We start from the raw sequence: 16,561 nt of genomic DNA, 5'->3' as shown, positions 1-16,561 counted from the left end.
GCGGCCGAACCGCAGCGTGCGCGACCGCGCTGGCCGCGCCTATTGGCCATTAGTCGAACGTCGGCTGAGTTACGACCATCGTCTAAGGCCCCGCGCGTGTGCGCTTAACGCCGGATGCGGCACACTTCGCATTGACGCGCCGCCGCATGCGGCGCCCCGTTCATTGCAGAGGGAACCATGGCCGATCTCTATCCCGTCGATCCGCAGTTCGCCGCCCGGGCGCGGGTCGACAAGACCCAGTACCAGACCCAGTACAAGGCATCGGTGGAACAGCCGGAGGCGTTCTGGGGCAAGGTGGCCGAGCGCCTGGACTGGTTCAAGAAGCCGACCCGGATCAAGGACGTCAGCTTCGCCCTGGACGACTTCCATATCCGCTGGTTCGACGACGGCGAACTCAACGCCAGCGTCAACTGCCTGGACCGGCAACTGGCCACCCGCGGCGACAAGACCGCGCTGCTGTTCGAGCCGGACAGCCCGGACGCGCCGTCCTACCGCGTCACCTATCGCGAGCTGTACGAACGCGTGTGCCGGCTCGGCAACGCGCTGCGCGCGCTCGGCGTACAGAAGGGCGACCGCGTCACCATCTACCTGCCGATGATCCCGGACGCGGCGGTGGCGATGCTGGCCTGCGCGCGCATCGGCGCGATCCACTCGGTGGTGTTCGGTGGCTTCGCGCCCAACTCGATCGCCGACCGCGTGATCGACTGCGGCAGCAAGCTGATCATCACCGCCGACGAAGGCCTGCGCGGCGGCAAGAAGATCCCGCTGAAGGCGAACGTGGACGCGGCACTGAAGCTGCCCGGCACCACCAGCGTGGAAACCGTGCTGGTGGTGCGCCACACCGGTGGTGCGGTGGATATGCAGGCCCCACGCGACCGCTGGTTCCACGACGTGGTCGACACCCAGCCGGCCGAATGCGAGCCCGAGCGCATGAACGCCGAGGATCCGCTGTTCATCCTCTACACCTCCGGCTCCACCGGCAAGCCCAAGGGCGTGCTGCACACCACCGCCGGCTACCTGCTGTACGCGGCCTACACCCACGAGACCGTGTTCGACCTGCGCGAGGACGACATCTACTGGTGCACCGCCGACGTCGGCTGGGTCACCGGCCACAGCTACATCGTCTACGGGCCGCTGGCCAACGGCGCCACCGCGCTGATGTTCGAAGGCGTGCCCAACTACCCGAGCGTGTCGCGCTTCTGGGAAGTCATCGACAAGCACCAGGTGACGATCTTCTACACCGCCCCGACCGCGATCCGCGCGCTGATGCGCGAAGGCGAGGCGCCGGTGAAGAAGACGGCGCGCACGAGCCTGCGCCTGCTCGGCAGCGTCGGCGAGCCGATCAATCCCGAGGCCTGGCGCTGGTACTACGACGTGGTGGGCGACGGCCGCTGCCCGATCGTGGACACCTGGTGGCAGACCGAGACCGGCGGCATCCTGATCACGCCGCTGGCCGGCGCCATCGACCTGAAGCCCGGCTCGGCGACGTTGCCGTTCTTCGGCGTGCAGCCGGCGCTGGTCAGCGCCGACGGCGAGATCCGGGAAGGCGCCACCGAGGGCAACCTGGTGCTGCGCGATTCCTGGCCGGGGCAGATGCGCACCGTCTACGGCGACCACCAGCGCTTCATCGACACCTATTTCCGCACCTACCCGGGCAGCTACTTCACCGGCGACGGCTGCCGCCGCGACGAAGACGGCTACTACTGGATCACCGGCCGCGTCGACGATGTCATCAACGTCTCCGGCCACCGCATCGGCACCGCCGAGGTGGAGAGCGCGCTGGTCTCCCACCCCAAGGTGGCGGAAGCGGCGGTGGTCGGCTTCCCGCACGACATCAAGGGCCAGGGCATCTACGCCTACGTGACCCTGGTCGCCGAGGAGCAGCCGAGCGAGGCCCTGCACAAGGAGCTGGTGGCCTGGGTGCGCAAGGAGATCGGCCCGATCGCCGCTCCCGACCACCTGCAGTGGGCGCCGGGCCTGCCCAAGACCCGCTCGGGCAAGATCATGCGCCGCATCCTGCGCAAGATCGCCGAGAACGCCCCCGACCAACTCGGCGACACCTCGACTCTGGCCGATCCGTCGGTGGTGGATTCGTTGGTGAACGAACGACTCACGCGCTGACGCGCGCCGGGATTCGGGAGTCGGGATTGGGGATTCGCCAAAGCGGTCCCCTGTCCGTGTCCAATCTCCTGACGACGTCACGCTCCGCTGTTGCTGTTGCTCTACGAATCCCCAATCCCAAATCCCGAATCCGCGCCCCATGCCCACCCTGCTGATCGCCGACGACCATCCCCTGTTCCGCGAGGCGCTGCGTGGGGCGGTGCAGCGGGTGATGCCCGGGGTGCAGTTGTACGAGGCCGACAGCGTGGAGGCGCTGTACGCGCTGGCCGATCGCCACGCCGATGCCGATCTGCTGCTGATGGATCTCAACATGCCCGGCGCGCAGGGTTTCAGCGCGCTGGTGCACATGCGCGCGCTGCATCCGCAGTTGCCGGTGGTGGTGGTGTCCGCACGCGAGGAGCCGACGGTGATGCGGCGCGCGCTGGACCACGGTGCGTTCGGCTTCATTCCCAAGTCGGCCGACTCGGACACCATCGGCCTGGCCCTGGGTACGGTGCTGGACGGCGAACACTGGGCGCCGCCGGAGGCGCACAACGTGCCGCCCACCGACCGCGCCGAGCGCGAGGTCGGGCAACGCCTGCGCGAACTGACCCCGCAGCAGTTCCGGGTGCTGCAGATGCTCGGCGCCGGCAGCCTCAACAAGCAGATCGCCTACGACCTGGGCGTGTCCGAGGCCACCATCAAGGCGCACGTCACCGCGATCCTGCGCAAGCTCGGCGTCACCAACCGCACCCAGGCGGTGCTGCTGGCCGGCAAGCTGGCCATCGACAGCGACGCCATCGTGTTGCCGCCGGAAGAGGACTGAGCCGCCGCCGGGAGCGCGCACGCCCCGGCCTGCAGGCCACGCTCAGCCCGATGTCCCGTCCTCGTCGCCATAGAACACCACGCCGAGCTTGATCCGCTCGCGGCCCTGCGCGCGGCGATGGCGGTTGGTGTCGCGCAGCGAATACACGCAGCCGCAGTATTCCTGCTGGTAGAAGCGCTCGCGCTTGCTGATCTCGACCATGCGCGCGGCGCCGCCTTGCTTGCGCCAGTTGTAGTCCCAGTAGGTCAGCGCCGGGTACGGGGCGGCCGCGCGGATGCCGCTGTCGGTGATCTGGCGCATGTCCTTCCAGCGCGAAATGCCCAGCGAACTGGTCATCACCGCGTAGCCGTGCTCGTGCGCGTACAGCGCGGTGCGCTCGAAGCGCATGTCGAAGCACATCGTGCAGCGGATGCCGCGTTCGGGCTCGTTCTCCATGCCGCGGGCGCGGGCGAACCAGTTGTCGGTGTCGTAGTCGGCGTCGACGAAGGGCACGCCATGCTGTTCGGCGAAGCGGATGTTCTCCTGCTTGCGCAGTTCGTATTCCCTGGCCGGGTGGATGTTGGGGTTGTAGAAGAACACCGTGTAGTCGATGCCGGATGCGACGAACGACTCCATCAACTCGCCCGAGCACGGCGCGCAGCACGAGTGCAGCAGCAGGCGTCCGCCGCCGCCGGGCAGGGTCAGGCGCTCGCGGACATTGCTCATGGCGAATCCGCCAGCAGTTGCACGACGCTGGAGAAGTCCAGGCCGCCGCGGCCCTGGCGGCGATTCAGCGCGTACAGGTTGCGCGCCAGTTCGCCGAGCGGGATCGCCGCGCCGGTGGCCATCGCCGCTTCCGCGGCCAGGCCCAGGTCCTTGAGCATCAGGTCGCTGCCGAAGCCGCCGCTGTAACCGCGCGAGGCCGGCGCCTGTTCCAGCACGCCCGGCCACGGGTTGCAGACCTCGGTGGCCCAGCTGCGGCCGGTGCTGACCGCCATCATCCGCGACAGCGCCGCCGGATCCAGCCCATGCGCGGCACCCAGCGCGAGCGCTTCGCCGGTGGCGGCCATGATCACCCCCAGTGCCATGTTGTTGCACAGCTTGGCGACCTGCCCGGCGCCGGCCTCGCCCATGTGGAAGATGTTGCGGCCCATCGCCTCCAGCACCGGCCGCGCGCGCTCCAGGGTCGCGGCGGGGCCGCCGACGATGAAGGTCAAGGTCCCGGCGGCGGCGCCGGCGGTACCGCCGGACACCGGCGCATCCAGCGGCTGCAGGCCGCGGGCCTCGGCCGCAGCGGCCAGCGCGCGTGCGGAGGCGGGAGCGATCGTGCTGCTGTCGATGAGCAGCGCGCCTGCGGGAATGTGCGCGAGCAGCCCCTGCGCACCGAGGAACAGGTCTTCGACATGACGGCTGGCCGGCAGCATCGAGATCACCACCTCGGCCTCGGCGACCGCGGCCACCGCGCTATCGGCCGCGTGCGCGCCCGCGGCGGCCGCGGCCGCGAGGGCGGTGGGGTTGAGGTCGAACACGCGGACCACGTGCCCGGCCTTGACCAGGTTGACGGCCATCGGGCCGCCCATGTTGCCCAAACCGATGAAGGCGATCCGGCTCATGCGCGGGTCTCCGTGTGGCGGCCGAGATCGGCCAGGGGGTGGGCCTGCGGCGGCCAGGGCGCGTGGAAGAAATCGCGCGCCCACGCGGCGGACGCGGCCTCGAGGGTGGCCGGCTGCCAGTGCGGGGCGCGGTCCTTGTCGATCAGCAGCGCGCGGATGCCTTCGGCAAAATCGCCATGCGCGGCGCAGTGCAAGGCGACGGTGTACTCCAGGCGGAACACCTCGGCCAACGACAGCGATGCGGCGCGCTGCTGCAGCTCGAAGGCCAGCCGTGCCGAACCCGGTGCGCCGGCCGCCAACGTCGCCTGCGCCGTCGCGATCCACGGATCGGTGACGTCGAGGCCGGCGATCGCCGCCACCACCGCGTCCAGCGTGGGGTGCGCACAGGCGCCGGCGATCGCCGCGGCGTGCCGTTGCAACGGACCGGCCGGCACAGGCGTGGCGAAACGGGCCAGCAGCGCGTCCAGCGCGCGCGAGGTGTCTTGCGCGGCAGCCGGCCAGGGCGTCGCCTGCAGCGCGGCCAGCACCTCCGCACGCGCCGCCTCCGGCACGTGCACATCGGCCATGCCGGCGTAGATCGCATCGCCTGCGCCCAGCGGTGCGCCGGTCAAGGCCAGGAACAGGCCGGCATGCGCCGGCACCCGCGACAACAGCCAACTGCCGCCGACGTCGGGAAACAGGCCGACCGTGATCTCGGGGAAGGCGAGCCGGGACCGTTCGCCGACCACGCGGTGGCTGGCGCCCGCCATCAGCCCGATCCCGCCGCCCATCACGATGCCGTGGCCCCAGCACAGCACCGGCTTGGGGAAGGTATGGATGCGGTAGTCGAGGCGGTACTCGGTTTCGAAGAAGGCCTCGGCATGCGCATCGCCGCGCGGGTCCGCCTGCGCGTCAGCGCCGTGCGCCGCACGCTCGCGCATTCCGCGATACAGGCCATGCAGATCGCCGCCGGCGCAGAACGCCTTCTCGCCCGCGCCCTGCAGCACCACCAGTGCCACCGTCGCGTCCTGCGCCCACTGCGTCAGCTGCGCATCCAGCAGGCGCGCCATCTCCAGCGACAGGCCATTGAGCGTGCGCGGCGCGTTGAGCGTGGCGATGCCGATGCGGCGGCCGTCGCCAGCGGCACGCGTCTCGAACAGCACCGCAGCGGCGTCGGCGGCCGGCGCGCTCACGCATTGCTCCATTGCGGCGCGCGCTTGCCGAGGAAGGCGTTGACGCCCTCGGCCTGGTCGGCGCTGTCGAACAGGTCCACGAACGCCTCGCGCTCGCTGACCAGCGCGCTGGCATGCGACTGCATGCGGGTGGCCTGCACCAGGCGCTTGGCCGCGGCCACGCTGATCGGACTCTGCCGCGCCGCCTTGGCCGCCCAGTCCAGCGCGCGCGCCAACGCCTGCCCGCTCGGCACCACCTCCTCGACCAGGCCGATCCGCAGCGCGATCTCGGCGTCGACCCGTTCGCCGAGCAGGATCATGCGCTTGGCCCAGCCTTCGCCGACCAGCCGCGGCAGGTTCTGGGTGCCGCCGGCGCAGGGCAGCAGGCCGACCGTCGCTTCGGGCAAGGCCATCTGCGCCTGCGCCTCGGCGATGCGCAGGTCGCAGGCCAACGCCGCTTCGAGCCCGCCGCCCATCGCATAGCCGTTGATCGCGGCGATGCTGACGCCGCGGAATCCGCTCAGCGCCTCGAAGGCCTCGCCGAAGCGGCGGGCCGCTTCGCGCGCGAGCGCCTTGTCGCCGTCGGCGAACTGCTTGAGGTCGGCACCGGCGCTGAAGAACTTCTCGCCGGCCCCCACGAGCACCAGCGCATAGATGTCGCGGTCGGCGTCCAGCGCGTCGACCAGCTCGCGCAGCGCACGCAGACTGTGCACGGTCCAGGTGTTGGCCGGCGGATTGGACAGGGTGACCACGGCCGTGTGGCCGTCGATCTGCAGGGCCAGCCCGGCCCAGTCCCGGCGGCGGTAGGAGGTGTCGGCGGCGCTCATCGCAATTCCTCTTCGGTGTTCAACAGGTGGCGCGCGACGATCACGCGCATGATTTCGTTGGTGCCTTCCAGGATCTGGTGCACCCGGCTGTCGCGCAGCAGGCGTTCGACCGGATACTCGCGGATGTAGCCGTAGCCGCCGTGCAGCTGCAGCGCGTCGTTGCAGATCGAAAAGCCGGCATCGGTGGCGAAGCGCTTGGCCATCGCGCACCACACCGTCGCATCGCGCGCGCCGGCGTCGAGCTTGCGTGCGGCGGTGTGCACCATCTGCCGCGCGGCGACCAGCTGCGTGGCCATGTCGGCCAGGGTGAACTGCAGAGCCTGGAACTCGGCGAGCTTCTTGCCGAACTGGCGGCGCTCGCCCAGATAGCGCCGCGCCGCGTCCAGCGCGCCCTGCCCCGCGCCCAGCGAGCACGCAGCGATGTTGAGGCGGCCGCCATCGAGGCCACGCATCGCGATGCGGAAGCCCTCGCCCTCTTCGCCCAGACGATGCGCGAGCGGCACGCGCACGCCGTCGAAGTTCACCGCGCGGGTCGGCTGGCTGTGCCAGCCCAGTTTGTCCTCGTTGCGCCCATAGGCGATGCCCGCCGCATCGGCCGGCACCGCGAAGGCGCTGATGCCGCGCGGGCCGTCCTCGCCGGTGCGCGCCATCACCACCAGCAGGTCGGTCGCGCCGGCGCCGGAAATGAACGCCTTGCTGCCGTCGATGCGGTAGCCGTCGCCATCGCGCACCGCGCGGGTCTTCAGCGCGGCTGCGTCGGAACCGGCACCGGGTTCGGTCAGGCAGTACGAGGCGAGCTTGGCGCCGCTGGCCAGCGCGGCGCCCCAGTCCCTGCACACGGCCGGCGTGGCGAAGCGGGTCAGCATCCAGGTGGCCATGTTGTGGATGCTGATGAAGGCCGCGGTGGACGGATCGACCGCGGCCAGTTCCTCGAACACGATCGCCGCATCCAGGCGCGACAGCCCGCTGCCGCCGGCGTGCTCGTCCACGTACAGGCCGCAGAAGCCGAGTTCGCCGGCCTTGCCGATCGCCTCGCGCGGGAAAATCCCGTCCGCGTCCCAGCGTGCCGCGTGCGGCGCCAGTTCGGCCTGGGCGAAGCCGCGCGCGGCCTCGCGATAGGCGCGCTGCGCCTCGTCCAGGCCGGCATCGGCCGGCTGCTCCAGCGGCCACTGCATCGCCGCGGCCATCACGACAGGCGGATCGTGGTGTTGACGCCCGGCCCGGCGCCGGCATCGTCGAACCAGCGCGTGGTGACGGTCTTGGTCTGCGTGTAGAACTGCACCGCCTGCTTGCCGTAGGGGCCGAGATCGCCGAGCTTGGACGCGCGCGAACCGGTGAACGAGAACAGCGGCACCGGCACCGGAATCGGCACGTTGATGCCGACCTGGCCGACGTCGATCTCCTCCTGGAACTTGCGTGCGGCGGCGCCGGACTGGGTGAACAGCGCCGTGCCGTTGCCGTTCGGATTGGCGTTGACCAGGGCGATCGCGTCTTCCAGCGTGGCCGCCTCCAGGATTACCAGCACCGGGCCGAAGATCTCCTCGTCGTAGATGCGCATGCCCGGCGCGACCCCGGAGAAGATCGTCGGGCCGACGAAGTTGCCATGAGCGAAACCGGGCACGGTCGGGTTGCGTCCGTCCAGTTCCAGCGTCGCGCCCTCGGCGATGCCGGTGGCGATCAGCGCCTCGATGCGCTCGCGCGCACTGCGCGAGATCACCGGCCCCAGATCGGTGCCGGGTTCGCTGCCGGCGTTGACCTTGAGCGTCTGCGCCTTGGCCACCAGCGCCGGAATCCACTGCCGCGCCTCGCCGACCAGCACCAGCGTCGAGGCGGCCATGCAGCGCTGGCCGGCGGCGCCGAAGGCCGCCCCCACCAACGCGTCGAGGGTCTGCTGGCGCGCCGCATCCGGCAACACCACCGCATGGTTCTTCGCGCCCATCATGCATTGCACGCGCTTGCCGGCCAGCGCCGCGCGTTGGTAGACGTGGGTGCCGACCTTGGTGGAGCCGACGAACGACAGCGCCTTGATGTCGGCGTGATCGCACAGCGCATCGACCACCTCGGCGCCGCCGTGCACGACGTTCAGCACGCCCTTGGGCACGCCCGCCTGCACCGCCAGTTCGACCAGCCGCATGGTCACCAGCGGATCCTGCTCGGACGGCTTGAGCACGAAGGTGTTGCCGGTGGCGATGGCCATCGGGAACATCCACAGCGGGATCATCGCAGGGAAGTTGAACGGGGTGATGCCGGCGCACACGCCCAGCGGCTGCAAGAGCGTGTAGGTATCCACGCCGTTGGCGACGTTGTTGGCCAGTTCGCCGAGCTGCAGGTTGCCGATCGCCGCGGCCTGTTCCACCACTTCCAGGCCGCGGAACACGTCGCCTTCCGCATCCGCCAGGGTCTTGCCCTGCTCGCGGGTGAGGATCGCCGCCAACTCGCCCATGTGCGCACGGATCAGTTGCTGATAGGCCAGGAAGATCCGCGCGCGGGTGCCGATCGGCGTCTTGCGCCAACTCGCGAACGCGCGTTGCGCGGCGGCCACGGCGGCATCCACTTCCGCGGCCGTGGCGAACGGCACGCGCGCGAGCACGTCCTGGGTCGCCGGATCGACGACCTCGCGCCATTGGCTGCTGCTGGATTCGACGAACGCGCCGTCGATCAAGAGCTTGACGGTCGCCACGTCGGCGCCGGTCCGGGTCATCTGGTTCACGGGTCCTGTCTCCTCATCGCATCACCACCGGGCGGGCGGCGATGGACAGGACAAGCGAACGCGCGGCGCAGGGCCCCGACGTCGTTCCGCTCGTCAGGTTGCCCACCGCAACACCCGAGAAAGAACGTCGCAGGACGTCCACGTCAGGCCGGTCTCCGGGCTTGCGAGCAATGCGGGATCGCATCACCCCGACACCTTCCCGCTTGCGCAGTGGTCTGTTGTCGGGTGTTCTCGCCTACCGTTGCGGGGGCAGCGCCGGCATCGGACCGGCTTCCCGTTTCACCCGGTGCGTCTTGCGACGACCAGGCACCTGAAGCGTGGCCAGTGTAGTCGCGCCGCGGCGACAGCAACACGCTGCAGCGCAGCGCGCGGTGTCGGCGTCGGCACGCAGCGCCGCCATTGCCGACCGCGCACAGCCGCGTTCGCCTGCAGCGGCCGGCGCCTATCACCAGCATGCACAGCGCCGCAGCGGCGACACCGGATTCCCTGCAGCGATCAACCGAATGCGCTGCAGTGATCACGGGCGCTGCGGGCCATCGCAGCACCCCACGCGGAACGCCGGCCGGCACGCCCCGCTATAGCCGATGCTAAGAAGAGAAGCTGCAGGTTCGCGTGCGTTCCAAGTGTGTTCGCTGCAGTTGGCGGCTGTTAGACTGCGCGTCCCCTTGGGGAGTAGCCTGCTGTCCGACCTGCGCGGACAGCGCCCGTGTCAACACACTCGGCCGATGCGCCGTGGTACGGGCAGCCTAGTTCGGTTGGCGAGACCAGCGGCGAGTGCGCAAGGCGAAGGCCGGGCGCGCGCGCTCGTCGTTGTCGCCTGTCCCGGTACGGTTCCCCATGTCGTTTCTTTCGATTCTGCTGCTCGGCATCGCCATGTCGACCGACGCCTTCGCCGCCGCGATCGGCAAGGGTGCGGCGATGCAGCGCCCACGCTGGGCCGACGCGCTGCGCGCCGGCCTGATCTTCGGCTGCATCGAGGCGCTGACGCCTGCGCTGGGCTGGGTGCTGGGTCAGGCCGCGTCCAAGTACGTGGTCGCCTTCGACCACTGGATCGCCTTCGGCCTGCTCGGCGCGCTGGGCGTGCACATGATCGTCGCCGGCCTCAAGCCGGAGAGCGACGCACCGGAGGACGCCGCGCCCAAGCGCCACGGCTTCTGGAGCCTGGCCGCCACCGGCTTCGCCACCAGCATCGACGCGATGGCGGTCGGCGTCGGCCTGGCCTTCCTCGACGTGAACATCGTCGAGGTCGCGGCCATCATCGGCCTGTGCACGCTGACCATGGTCACCCTGGGCATCATGCTCGGCCGCGCGCTCGGCGCGCTGGCCGGCAAGCGGGCGGAGATCGTCGGCGGCGCGCTGCTGATCGCGATCGGCAGCACCATCCTGTTCGAGCATCTGCACGGCGCGGGGTGAGCGCCGCGGTGCCTGTTTCGGCCGGGATTGGGGATTCGGGATTGGGGATGTGCGGCGGCGGTGCTCGCCCATCCCGCCATGACGGCGCCCTGGGTCAGGCCGGCTTGGCGGTGAATTCCAGGTAGGTGGAGAGGATGTACTTGTCGCCGCTGCGCGGCGGCGGGCCCGCGTGCAGGAACGTCCAGTACGGCGGGAAATCAGCCCGGCACTACCAGGCATCGATCGTGCGCATGCGCAATTGGTGAGGCTCAGCCGCCTCTACAGTGATGGCACTGCGCCGCGCCACCCAGGGAGTTGGGTGGCGCGGCGCGACCAACATCATTAGTTCTGCGGGAAGAATCCGTAAATCGTTGTTACTCCGCCAGAGTCGGCAAAGCTCTCTACGAAATTGGCAAGGTCGCCCTTCAGTGATGCCTCTTCTTGCGCCCTCGCAGGAAGCGCCCTGACGTCCGAATCGCGCTCGACTCCTTCATCTATCAGATCATTGAAGGAGGTTACTGGAAGGTTCTTTACAGCGTAGTAATGATCGACAAGCATGTAACCGCCAGGCGTTTGGTTATATTTCTCGATCTGGATTTGATCGCCTACACTAACTGGCCCCCAACCCTTTGCGTTCGCTGCAGATGCGTACGCACTAAGTGCCACTTTCACATATCCCAAAGTGACATCAGTATTTTTCGCAATGGCGCATTCAGAACATTGAATAAATATGTTATCAACTTTGTCGGTCACGACACCAGCACTTGCACCGAAGGATGAAACTAATAAAAAAGCGCCCAGCAGACCATATGCAGCTTTCATAAGCTATATCCTTGCTGTTGAAAATGAAAACTCATGGTGAAGCTTCTATAACTACCGAACCAATTTTAAAATTAGAACTGGCGCCTCCATAAAGACGCCAGTTCCATGTCCTCTACAGAAAATTTCTACCTATCAGAATTTGTAAGTCGCGCGCATCCAGTAGTAACGGCCGAGCGTGTCGTAGGTGCTCACGTCGGTGTTCGCGTTCAATACGTTGTTCTGGTACATCATCGGCGGCTGCTTGTTGGTCAGGTTGTCCACGCCCAGATCCAGGCGCAGGTTGGCCCCGGTCATGTCGTAGCCCACCTGCAGCGCGTGATACATGTAGCTGCCGTAATTCAGCACTACACCCTTGTCATGCCCGTCAGCGGACATGTTCTGGCTCAGGTCGCCGCTGCCGACCTGCATCTTGCCGACCCAGCGCGTGGTCCAGCTCGCATCCCAGTTGCCCAGCTTCCAGCCGACCAGGGCATGCGCGCGCCAATGCGCGTAGTTGCCGTAGGACGAGTTGTAGCGGCCGGCCATGTGCACCACCGTGTCCCCGGTGTCGATGTCGTAGCGGTGCAGGTAGGTGCTGTCCACGGCCAGGGTGAACTTGCCGTAGTCGGTGGTGGGCAGCGCGTAGCTCGCGCCCAGGTCGATGCCCTGGGTATTGAGCTTGCCGATGTTCACCACCGGCGTCTGGATGTGGTCGATGTTGCCGGCGCTTGGGGTGCCGGCGGCGTAGCGGTGGAGGTAGCTGCAGTACGGGCTGTTGTCGTCGTTGTAGCAGAGGTCGGCCACGGTCTGCGCGGAGATCGGCTGGATCAGATCATTGAGCTTGACCTTCCACCAGTCGAGGTTGACCGACAGGCCCGGCACGTACTCGGGGCTGTAGACCAGGCCGTAGTCGAACGAGGTGCCCTTCTCCGGCTTGAGCTGGTAGCCGACGTAGGTGGCGCCGGACTTGATCGCATTGGTCTGCGACAGTCCTGTGCCGGTCCAGCCGGCCGGCACGCCAGCGCAGGCAGTGGCATGGCCGCTGCCGCTGTAGCCGATGCACGGATCGATGAAGTTCGGCGCGTCGGCGGTCGGGCCCTGGTAGATGTCGGTGATGGTCGGCGCGCGGAACACCTGCGCCGCGGTGCCGCGCACCATCAGGTCGTGAATCGGCCGCCACTCCACCTGGAACGAGGCGCTGTTGTTGCCCGACCGCACGCTGCTGTAGTCGGAATAGCGATCGCTCAGGGTCAGGTTGAGCGCGCCGATCGGCGAGGACTGCTCCAGCACCGGCATGAACAACTGCGCGTAGGCTTCCTTGACGTTGAAGCTGCCGCTCAGCGGCGAGGCGCAGGCTTCGGAGGAGACCGCACAGGTGTTGCCGCTGTTGATCAGCGCGTTGGCCGACACACTGGAGCTCAGGCTCTCCTTGCGGTACAGCGCACCGACGGCCAGCTGCGCGGCGCCGGCCGGCATCTCCCACAGGCTGCCGTTGGCGCTGGCTTCCCACTGCCGCATGATGGTGGTGGTCTCCTGGCGCGGGATCGACTCGTTGCTCTGCAGCCAGGCGACCGTGCTCGGGCTGCCCTGGTCGAGGATGTTGACCTGCCCGGCGTTGATGGCGTTCTGCAGCGCGGCGTAATCGACGTAGCCGTGGCTCCAGTTGCGCTGGCGGTAGTGGCCGTAGTTGAAGTTGGCGTCCCACACCCAGCTGCTGTCGCCGATGCCGCCCTTCAGGCCGATCACGTCCTGGTCGGTAGCGGTGTCGTAGAAGCCCTCGCGCTGGCCGAGCGAGGTGAAGCGCGTCTGATACTCGTAGCCGTTGGGGCCGAACTCCACGCCGAACGGGTTGTACGGATTGTTGGCGGCGATGGTGATGCCGTCGTTCTGCGCGTCGAGCGGCAGCGGCGCGATCGCGAAGTTGGACATGGTGTGGTTGTGATAGGCGTTGACGTACGCCTGCATCGAGTCGGTGATGTTGAAGCTGCCGAGCACGAAGCCGCCGACGCGCTGCTGCGGGGTCAGCAGCAGGTTCTGCGCCTCGTAGTTGTAGGAATCGGCCGAGGCGCTGTAGCACTTGTAGCCGCCGCTGCCGTTGCCGGTCAGCGCGCCGTCGGCGGCGCAGCCGTTGGCCGCCAGGGTCGCCGCCGGCAGCTTGTAGTAGCCGGTCGGCGTGCGCGCGGAACCGCCCTTGTAGACGCTGCCGCTGGACAGGTACATCGCGTACTTGGAGAACGCGCGGTTGGCGGTGGAGACCTCCTTCTGCTTGTTGTAGTCCAGGCCGACCACCACGTTGCCGCGGTCCCAGGTCTTGCCGAAGGTGAAGCTGCCGCCCTGGCGCGCGCCGTCGCCGCGGCTGGTCTGGCCGTAGTTGGCCGAGACTTCGCCGCCTTCGAAGTTCTTGCGCAGGATGAAGTTGACCACACCGCCGATGGCGTCGGAGCCGTACATCGCCGAGGCGCCGACCTTCAGCACTTCGACGTGGTCGATCATGTTGGCCGGGATCGAGTTGACGTCGTTGTTCTGGATGCGGTGGCCGTCGATCAGGATCAGCGTGCGCTCGTCGCCGAGGCCGCGCAGCGAGATGGTCGAGGCGCCGTCGCCGCCGCCGTTGTTGACCTGCGGGTTGGTGGCGGCACCGGCGATGCCGGGCAGCGCCTGCAGCAGATCGCCCAGGGTCTGCTTGCCGCTCTGCTGGATCTGCTGGCGATCGACCACGGCGACCGGGCTGGCGGTCTCCAGGTCCACGCGACGCACCAGCGAACCGGTGACGGTGAGCTTGTCCAGGGTCACCGGCGCATCGCCGGACGCGGCCGCCGCCGGCGCGGCGCTCTGCGCATAGAGCGTGGCGGGAAGCGTCGCCATGGCCAGGCAAACGGCGTGGGCGAGTCTGTTCTTTGCTACGGACATCGGGAAGACCTCATGTGATATGCGACAAGCGCCAGCGCTGCACGCAGGCGCGAAGCGTCCCGAACGCGCGGGCGCGCGGCGGGTGGAATGGATGCCTCGGGCCTGCGGACCATTACAGGACCGTCAGGCACTTGTTAGTTTTTTATAAGAGGGGTGTTGTTTCGGTGTGCCAACGTGCGCCAGGGGCTGACAAAAACGCCGCTATTGCCAGGCGCGGCGCACGCTGCGTTTTGGCTGTTCAACGACCAGACGGGAACCGTTCAGACAACACGCCGCGCTCAGGCGCCGCGGTAATCCCAGCGCTGCAGGAACGGCTGCAGTACCGGCAGCACCGGGGCGAAGGCGTCCTGGTAGGCACGCCAACGGTCCAGGGCCTTGCGGTTGATGCCCTCCACCACCTGCGCGTAGCTCGGCGTGCTGATGAAGCCCTTGCCCTGCGCATGCCGCTGGAACTCCAGCAGACGCTCCGGCTGTTCCAGGTGCAGGAACTGCCCCAACCGCGCCACCTGCGCCTGCGGGTCGGCCACCAGGTCTTCGTAGCGCAGTTCCAGCGCGCGCGGCTGCAGCAAGGCGGCGTGATACAGCCAGAACTCCATTGCATCGGCATAGCCGCGGGCCAACCGCGGCAGGCTGGAACACAGCAGGGCGAAGGCCGGCGAGCGGAACGCCTGCATGTAGCAGCTCAGCAGCACGTCGCAGGGATGGCGCAACGCCAGGATCACCGGGGCCTCCGGGAACAGCCGCCGGATCAGCGGCAGACGCAGCAGGTTCAGCGGGTTCTTGTCGACCAGGCGCTGGCCCGGCTGCAGCTGCACCACCCCGCGCACCGCCTGCCAGTACTCGGCGCGCAACTCCGCGCAGGCGGCATCGTCGAGGTCGCCCAGCCCGTCCGGCCAGGCCACCCCGCGCGCGTCCAGGCGATCGGCCAGCCCCTGCAGGAACGGCCGCTCGTCCATCGCGACCAACTGCGGATGGGCGTCGAGCATCTGTTCCAGCAAGGTGGTGCCCGAGCGCGGGAAGCCGACCACGAAGATCGGCGAGTCCGCCATCGCCGGCGCGGTGACCGGCCGCGCCGCGGCATGGTGCGCCGGGTCCCAGCGAGAACACGCGACCGGCAACGGCGGCGCATCCGCCGCCGCCAGTTCCGGCACCAGCGCGGCCAGGCCCTCGACCTGGCCGGCGTGGCCCTGCGCGCAGGCGTCCAGCGCTTCGTCATGCAGGCCCAGGCGGTCGCAGACCCGCGCCAGGGCGAAGAACAGATTGCTCTGCTTGCGCCGGTCGACCGCACTGCCGTCGGCCAGCAGCCCGCGCAGCAGCGCATGCGCCTGGTCCCAGTGGCCCTCGCGCATGGCCAGCACCGCCAGCGCGTTGGCAGCGTCCTGGCGCACGTCGGGGTCGTCGATCCGCTCCGGCGGCGGCAGCTGCGCGGCGGCCTCGCGCGCCTGCGGCAGGCGATTGGCGCGTTCGAGCACCAGCACCAGCCGCGACCAAGCCCGCGCCGGCTGCGCCATCGGTCCTTCGGCGCAGGCGCGCAGCAGCATGCAGGCGACATCGGTCGCGCCGCCCTGCGACAGCAGCCAGGCCAGTTCCACGGTGGTGTCCGGACCCAGCGGCGGCCACTGCCGCCAGTCGGCGATCAGTGCCTGCACGCGCTGGAAGTCGCCGCATTCGTGGCAGGCCATCGCCGCGTGCACGCACAGCGGCGGCGCCTGCGGCGCCAGCGCATGCGCATCGAGCAAATGTTCGCGGGCAGCGGCGTAGTCGCCGGCGTCCATCGCCAGCAGGCCCAGGTTGTGGTGCGGCAGTGGATCGTCCGGCGCCAGCGCGCGGGCGCGCAGATAGGCCTCGCCGGCCGCGCCGGGTTCGCCGGCCTCGCGCAGCGCCGTGCCCAGGTTGTTCCAGTGCGCCACTTCGTGCGGCTCGCGCCCGGCCAGCGTGCGGTACACGGCGGCGGCCGGCGCCGGCTGGCCCTGCATCTGCAGGCTCATCGCCAGCAGGCTGCTGGCCAGGACATCGTCGGGGCGCTGCCGCAGGTAGGCGCGGGCACCGTGTTCGAGCGTCTGCGCCTGGCCGGCCTCCAGCGCCGCCAGCAGGTCCGGAAGCGAAGGCATCGCGGTGTCGTCCAGGGAGGTCATGCGCAGGCGGGTGGTGGGCGGTCCACCACCTTAGCCGCCGGCCCGCGCCGTGCGCCACGCCGGCCGCGCCGCCACTTGCCACACAGCGCATACATTGCCGTTACAAAAACACGACGG

The 16,561-nt window shown here is 68.9% G+C and carries 12 protein-coding genes and 1 riboswitch; of the genes, 3 read left to right on the top strand and 9 right to left on the bottom strand.

Annotated elements, in window-relative coordinates; translation table 11 throughout:
• The first annotated feature begins 177 nt into the window (after positions 1-177).
• Together acs and GGR66_RS15570 are read left to right on the top strand one after the other, a co-directional pair.
• Positions 178-2,121 carry an acetate--CoA ligase gene (acs, locus tag GGR66_RS15575; RefSeq protein WP_184448901.1) on the top strand — a complete coding sequence of 648 codons (1,944 nt, stop codon included), beginning with the start codon at positions 178-180 and terminating at the stop codon, positions 2,119-2,121.
• A 139-nt stretch (positions 2,122-2,260) separates the two neighbouring features.
• Entirely contained in the window at positions 2,261-2,926 is a 666-nt protein-coding gene (locus GGR66_RS15570) for a response regulator transcription factor (RefSeq protein ID WP_010342764.1), read from the top strand.
• A gap of 42 nt (positions 2,927-2,968) precedes the next feature.
• Here the strand turns inward: GGR66_RS15570 and GGR66_RS15565 are convergent, their stop codons facing one another.
• The 6 genes from GGR66_RS15565 to GGR66_RS15540 are packed head-to-tail and all read right to left on the bottom strand — an operon-like array spanning position 2,969 to position 9,197.
• On the bottom strand, positions 2,969-3,631 hold the full coding sequence (locus GGR66_RS15565) for an epoxyqueuosine reductase QueH (RefSeq protein WP_184448900.1): 663 nt from the start codon (positions 3,629-3,631) through the stop codon (positions 2,969-2,971).
• On the bottom strand, positions 3,628-4,518 hold the full coding sequence (mmsB, locus tag GGR66_RS15560; RefSeq protein WP_160969136.1) for a 3-hydroxyisobutyrate dehydrogenase: 891 nt from the start codon (positions 4,516-4,518) through the stop codon (positions 3,628-3,630). Before mmsB ends, GGR66_RS15565 begins: the two co-directional genes overlap by 4 nt.
• Complete coding sequence (locus tag GGR66_RS15555; RefSeq protein WP_184448899.1) at positions 4,515-5,702, bottom strand: enoyl-CoA hydratase/isomerase family protein; 1,188 nt, start codon at positions 5,700-5,702, stop codon at positions 4,515-4,517. Before GGR66_RS15555 ends, mmsB begins: the two co-directional genes overlap by 4 nt.
• Positions 5,687-6,496: an enoyl-CoA hydratase gene (locus GGR66_RS15550; protein ID WP_184448898.1), complete on the bottom strand. Its 810-nt coding sequence runs from the start codon at positions 6,494-6,496 to the stop codon at positions 5,687-5,689. The genes GGR66_RS15555 and GGR66_RS15550 overlap by 16 nt, the downstream gene beginning before the upstream one ends.
• Positions 6,493-7,683, bottom strand: coding sequence for an acyl-CoA dehydrogenase family protein (locus tag GGR66_RS15545; RefSeq protein ID WP_184448897.1), 1,191 nt, complete (start codon positions 7,681-7,683; stop codon positions 6,493-6,495). Before GGR66_RS15545 ends, GGR66_RS15550 begins: the two co-directional genes overlap by 4 nt.
• Positions 7,683-9,197 carry a CoA-acylating methylmalonate-semialdehyde dehydrogenase gene (locus GGR66_RS15540; RefSeq protein WP_184449015.1) on the bottom strand — a complete coding sequence of 505 codons (1,515 nt, stop codon included), beginning with the start codon at positions 9,195-9,197 and terminating at the stop codon, positions 7,683-7,685. Before GGR66_RS15540 ends, GGR66_RS15545 begins: the two co-directional genes overlap by 1 nt.
• Before the next feature lie 137 nt (positions 9,198-9,334).
• A riboswitch (cobalamin riboswitch) is annotated at positions 9,335-9,535 on the bottom strand.
• Positions 9,536-10,043: 508 nt separating this feature from the next.
• On the opposite strand from GGR66_RS15540, the gene mntP reads away from it, so the two are divergent.
• Entirely contained in the window at positions 10,044-10,619 is a 576-nt protein-coding gene (gene mntP / locus GGR66_RS15535) for a manganese efflux pump MntP (protein ID WP_184448896.1), read from the top strand.
• Positions 10,620-10,940: 321 nt separating this feature from the next.
• Here the strand turns inward: mntP and GGR66_RS15530 are convergent, their stop codons facing one another.
• From GGR66_RS15530 to GGR66_RS15520, 3 genes are all read right to left on the bottom strand, one after another.
• A complete protein-coding gene (locus tag GGR66_RS15530) occupies positions 10,941-11,420 on the bottom strand; it encodes a hypothetical protein (protein ID WP_184448895.1) in 480 nt (159 codons plus the stop codon).
• Between the two features lie 132 nt (positions 11,421-11,552).
• Positions 11,553-14,264, bottom strand: a complete 2,712-nt coding sequence (locus GGR66_RS15525) for a TonB-dependent receptor (RefSeq protein ID WP_184448894.1) — start codon at positions 14,262-14,264, stop codon at positions 11,553-11,555.
• A 323-nt stretch (positions 14,265-14,587) separates the two neighbouring features.
• Positions 14,588-16,420 (bottom strand): sulfotransferase, encoded by a 1,833-nt coding sequence (locus tag GGR66_RS15520; RefSeq protein ID WP_255421723.1) that lies wholly within the window; start codon positions 16,418-16,420, stop codon positions 14,588-14,590.
• Between the last annotated feature and the right edge of the window lie 141 nt (positions 16,421-16,561).

The organism is Xanthomonas sp. 3498, assembly GCF_014199795.1.
GTDB classification, from domain to species: domain Bacteria; phylum Pseudomonadota; class Gammaproteobacteria; order Xanthomonadales; family Xanthomonadaceae; genus Xanthomonas_A; species Xanthomonas_A rydalmerensis.
Note: the sequence above shows the minus strand (reverse complement) of the source record. Positions and strands in the feature narration are given on the sequence as shown.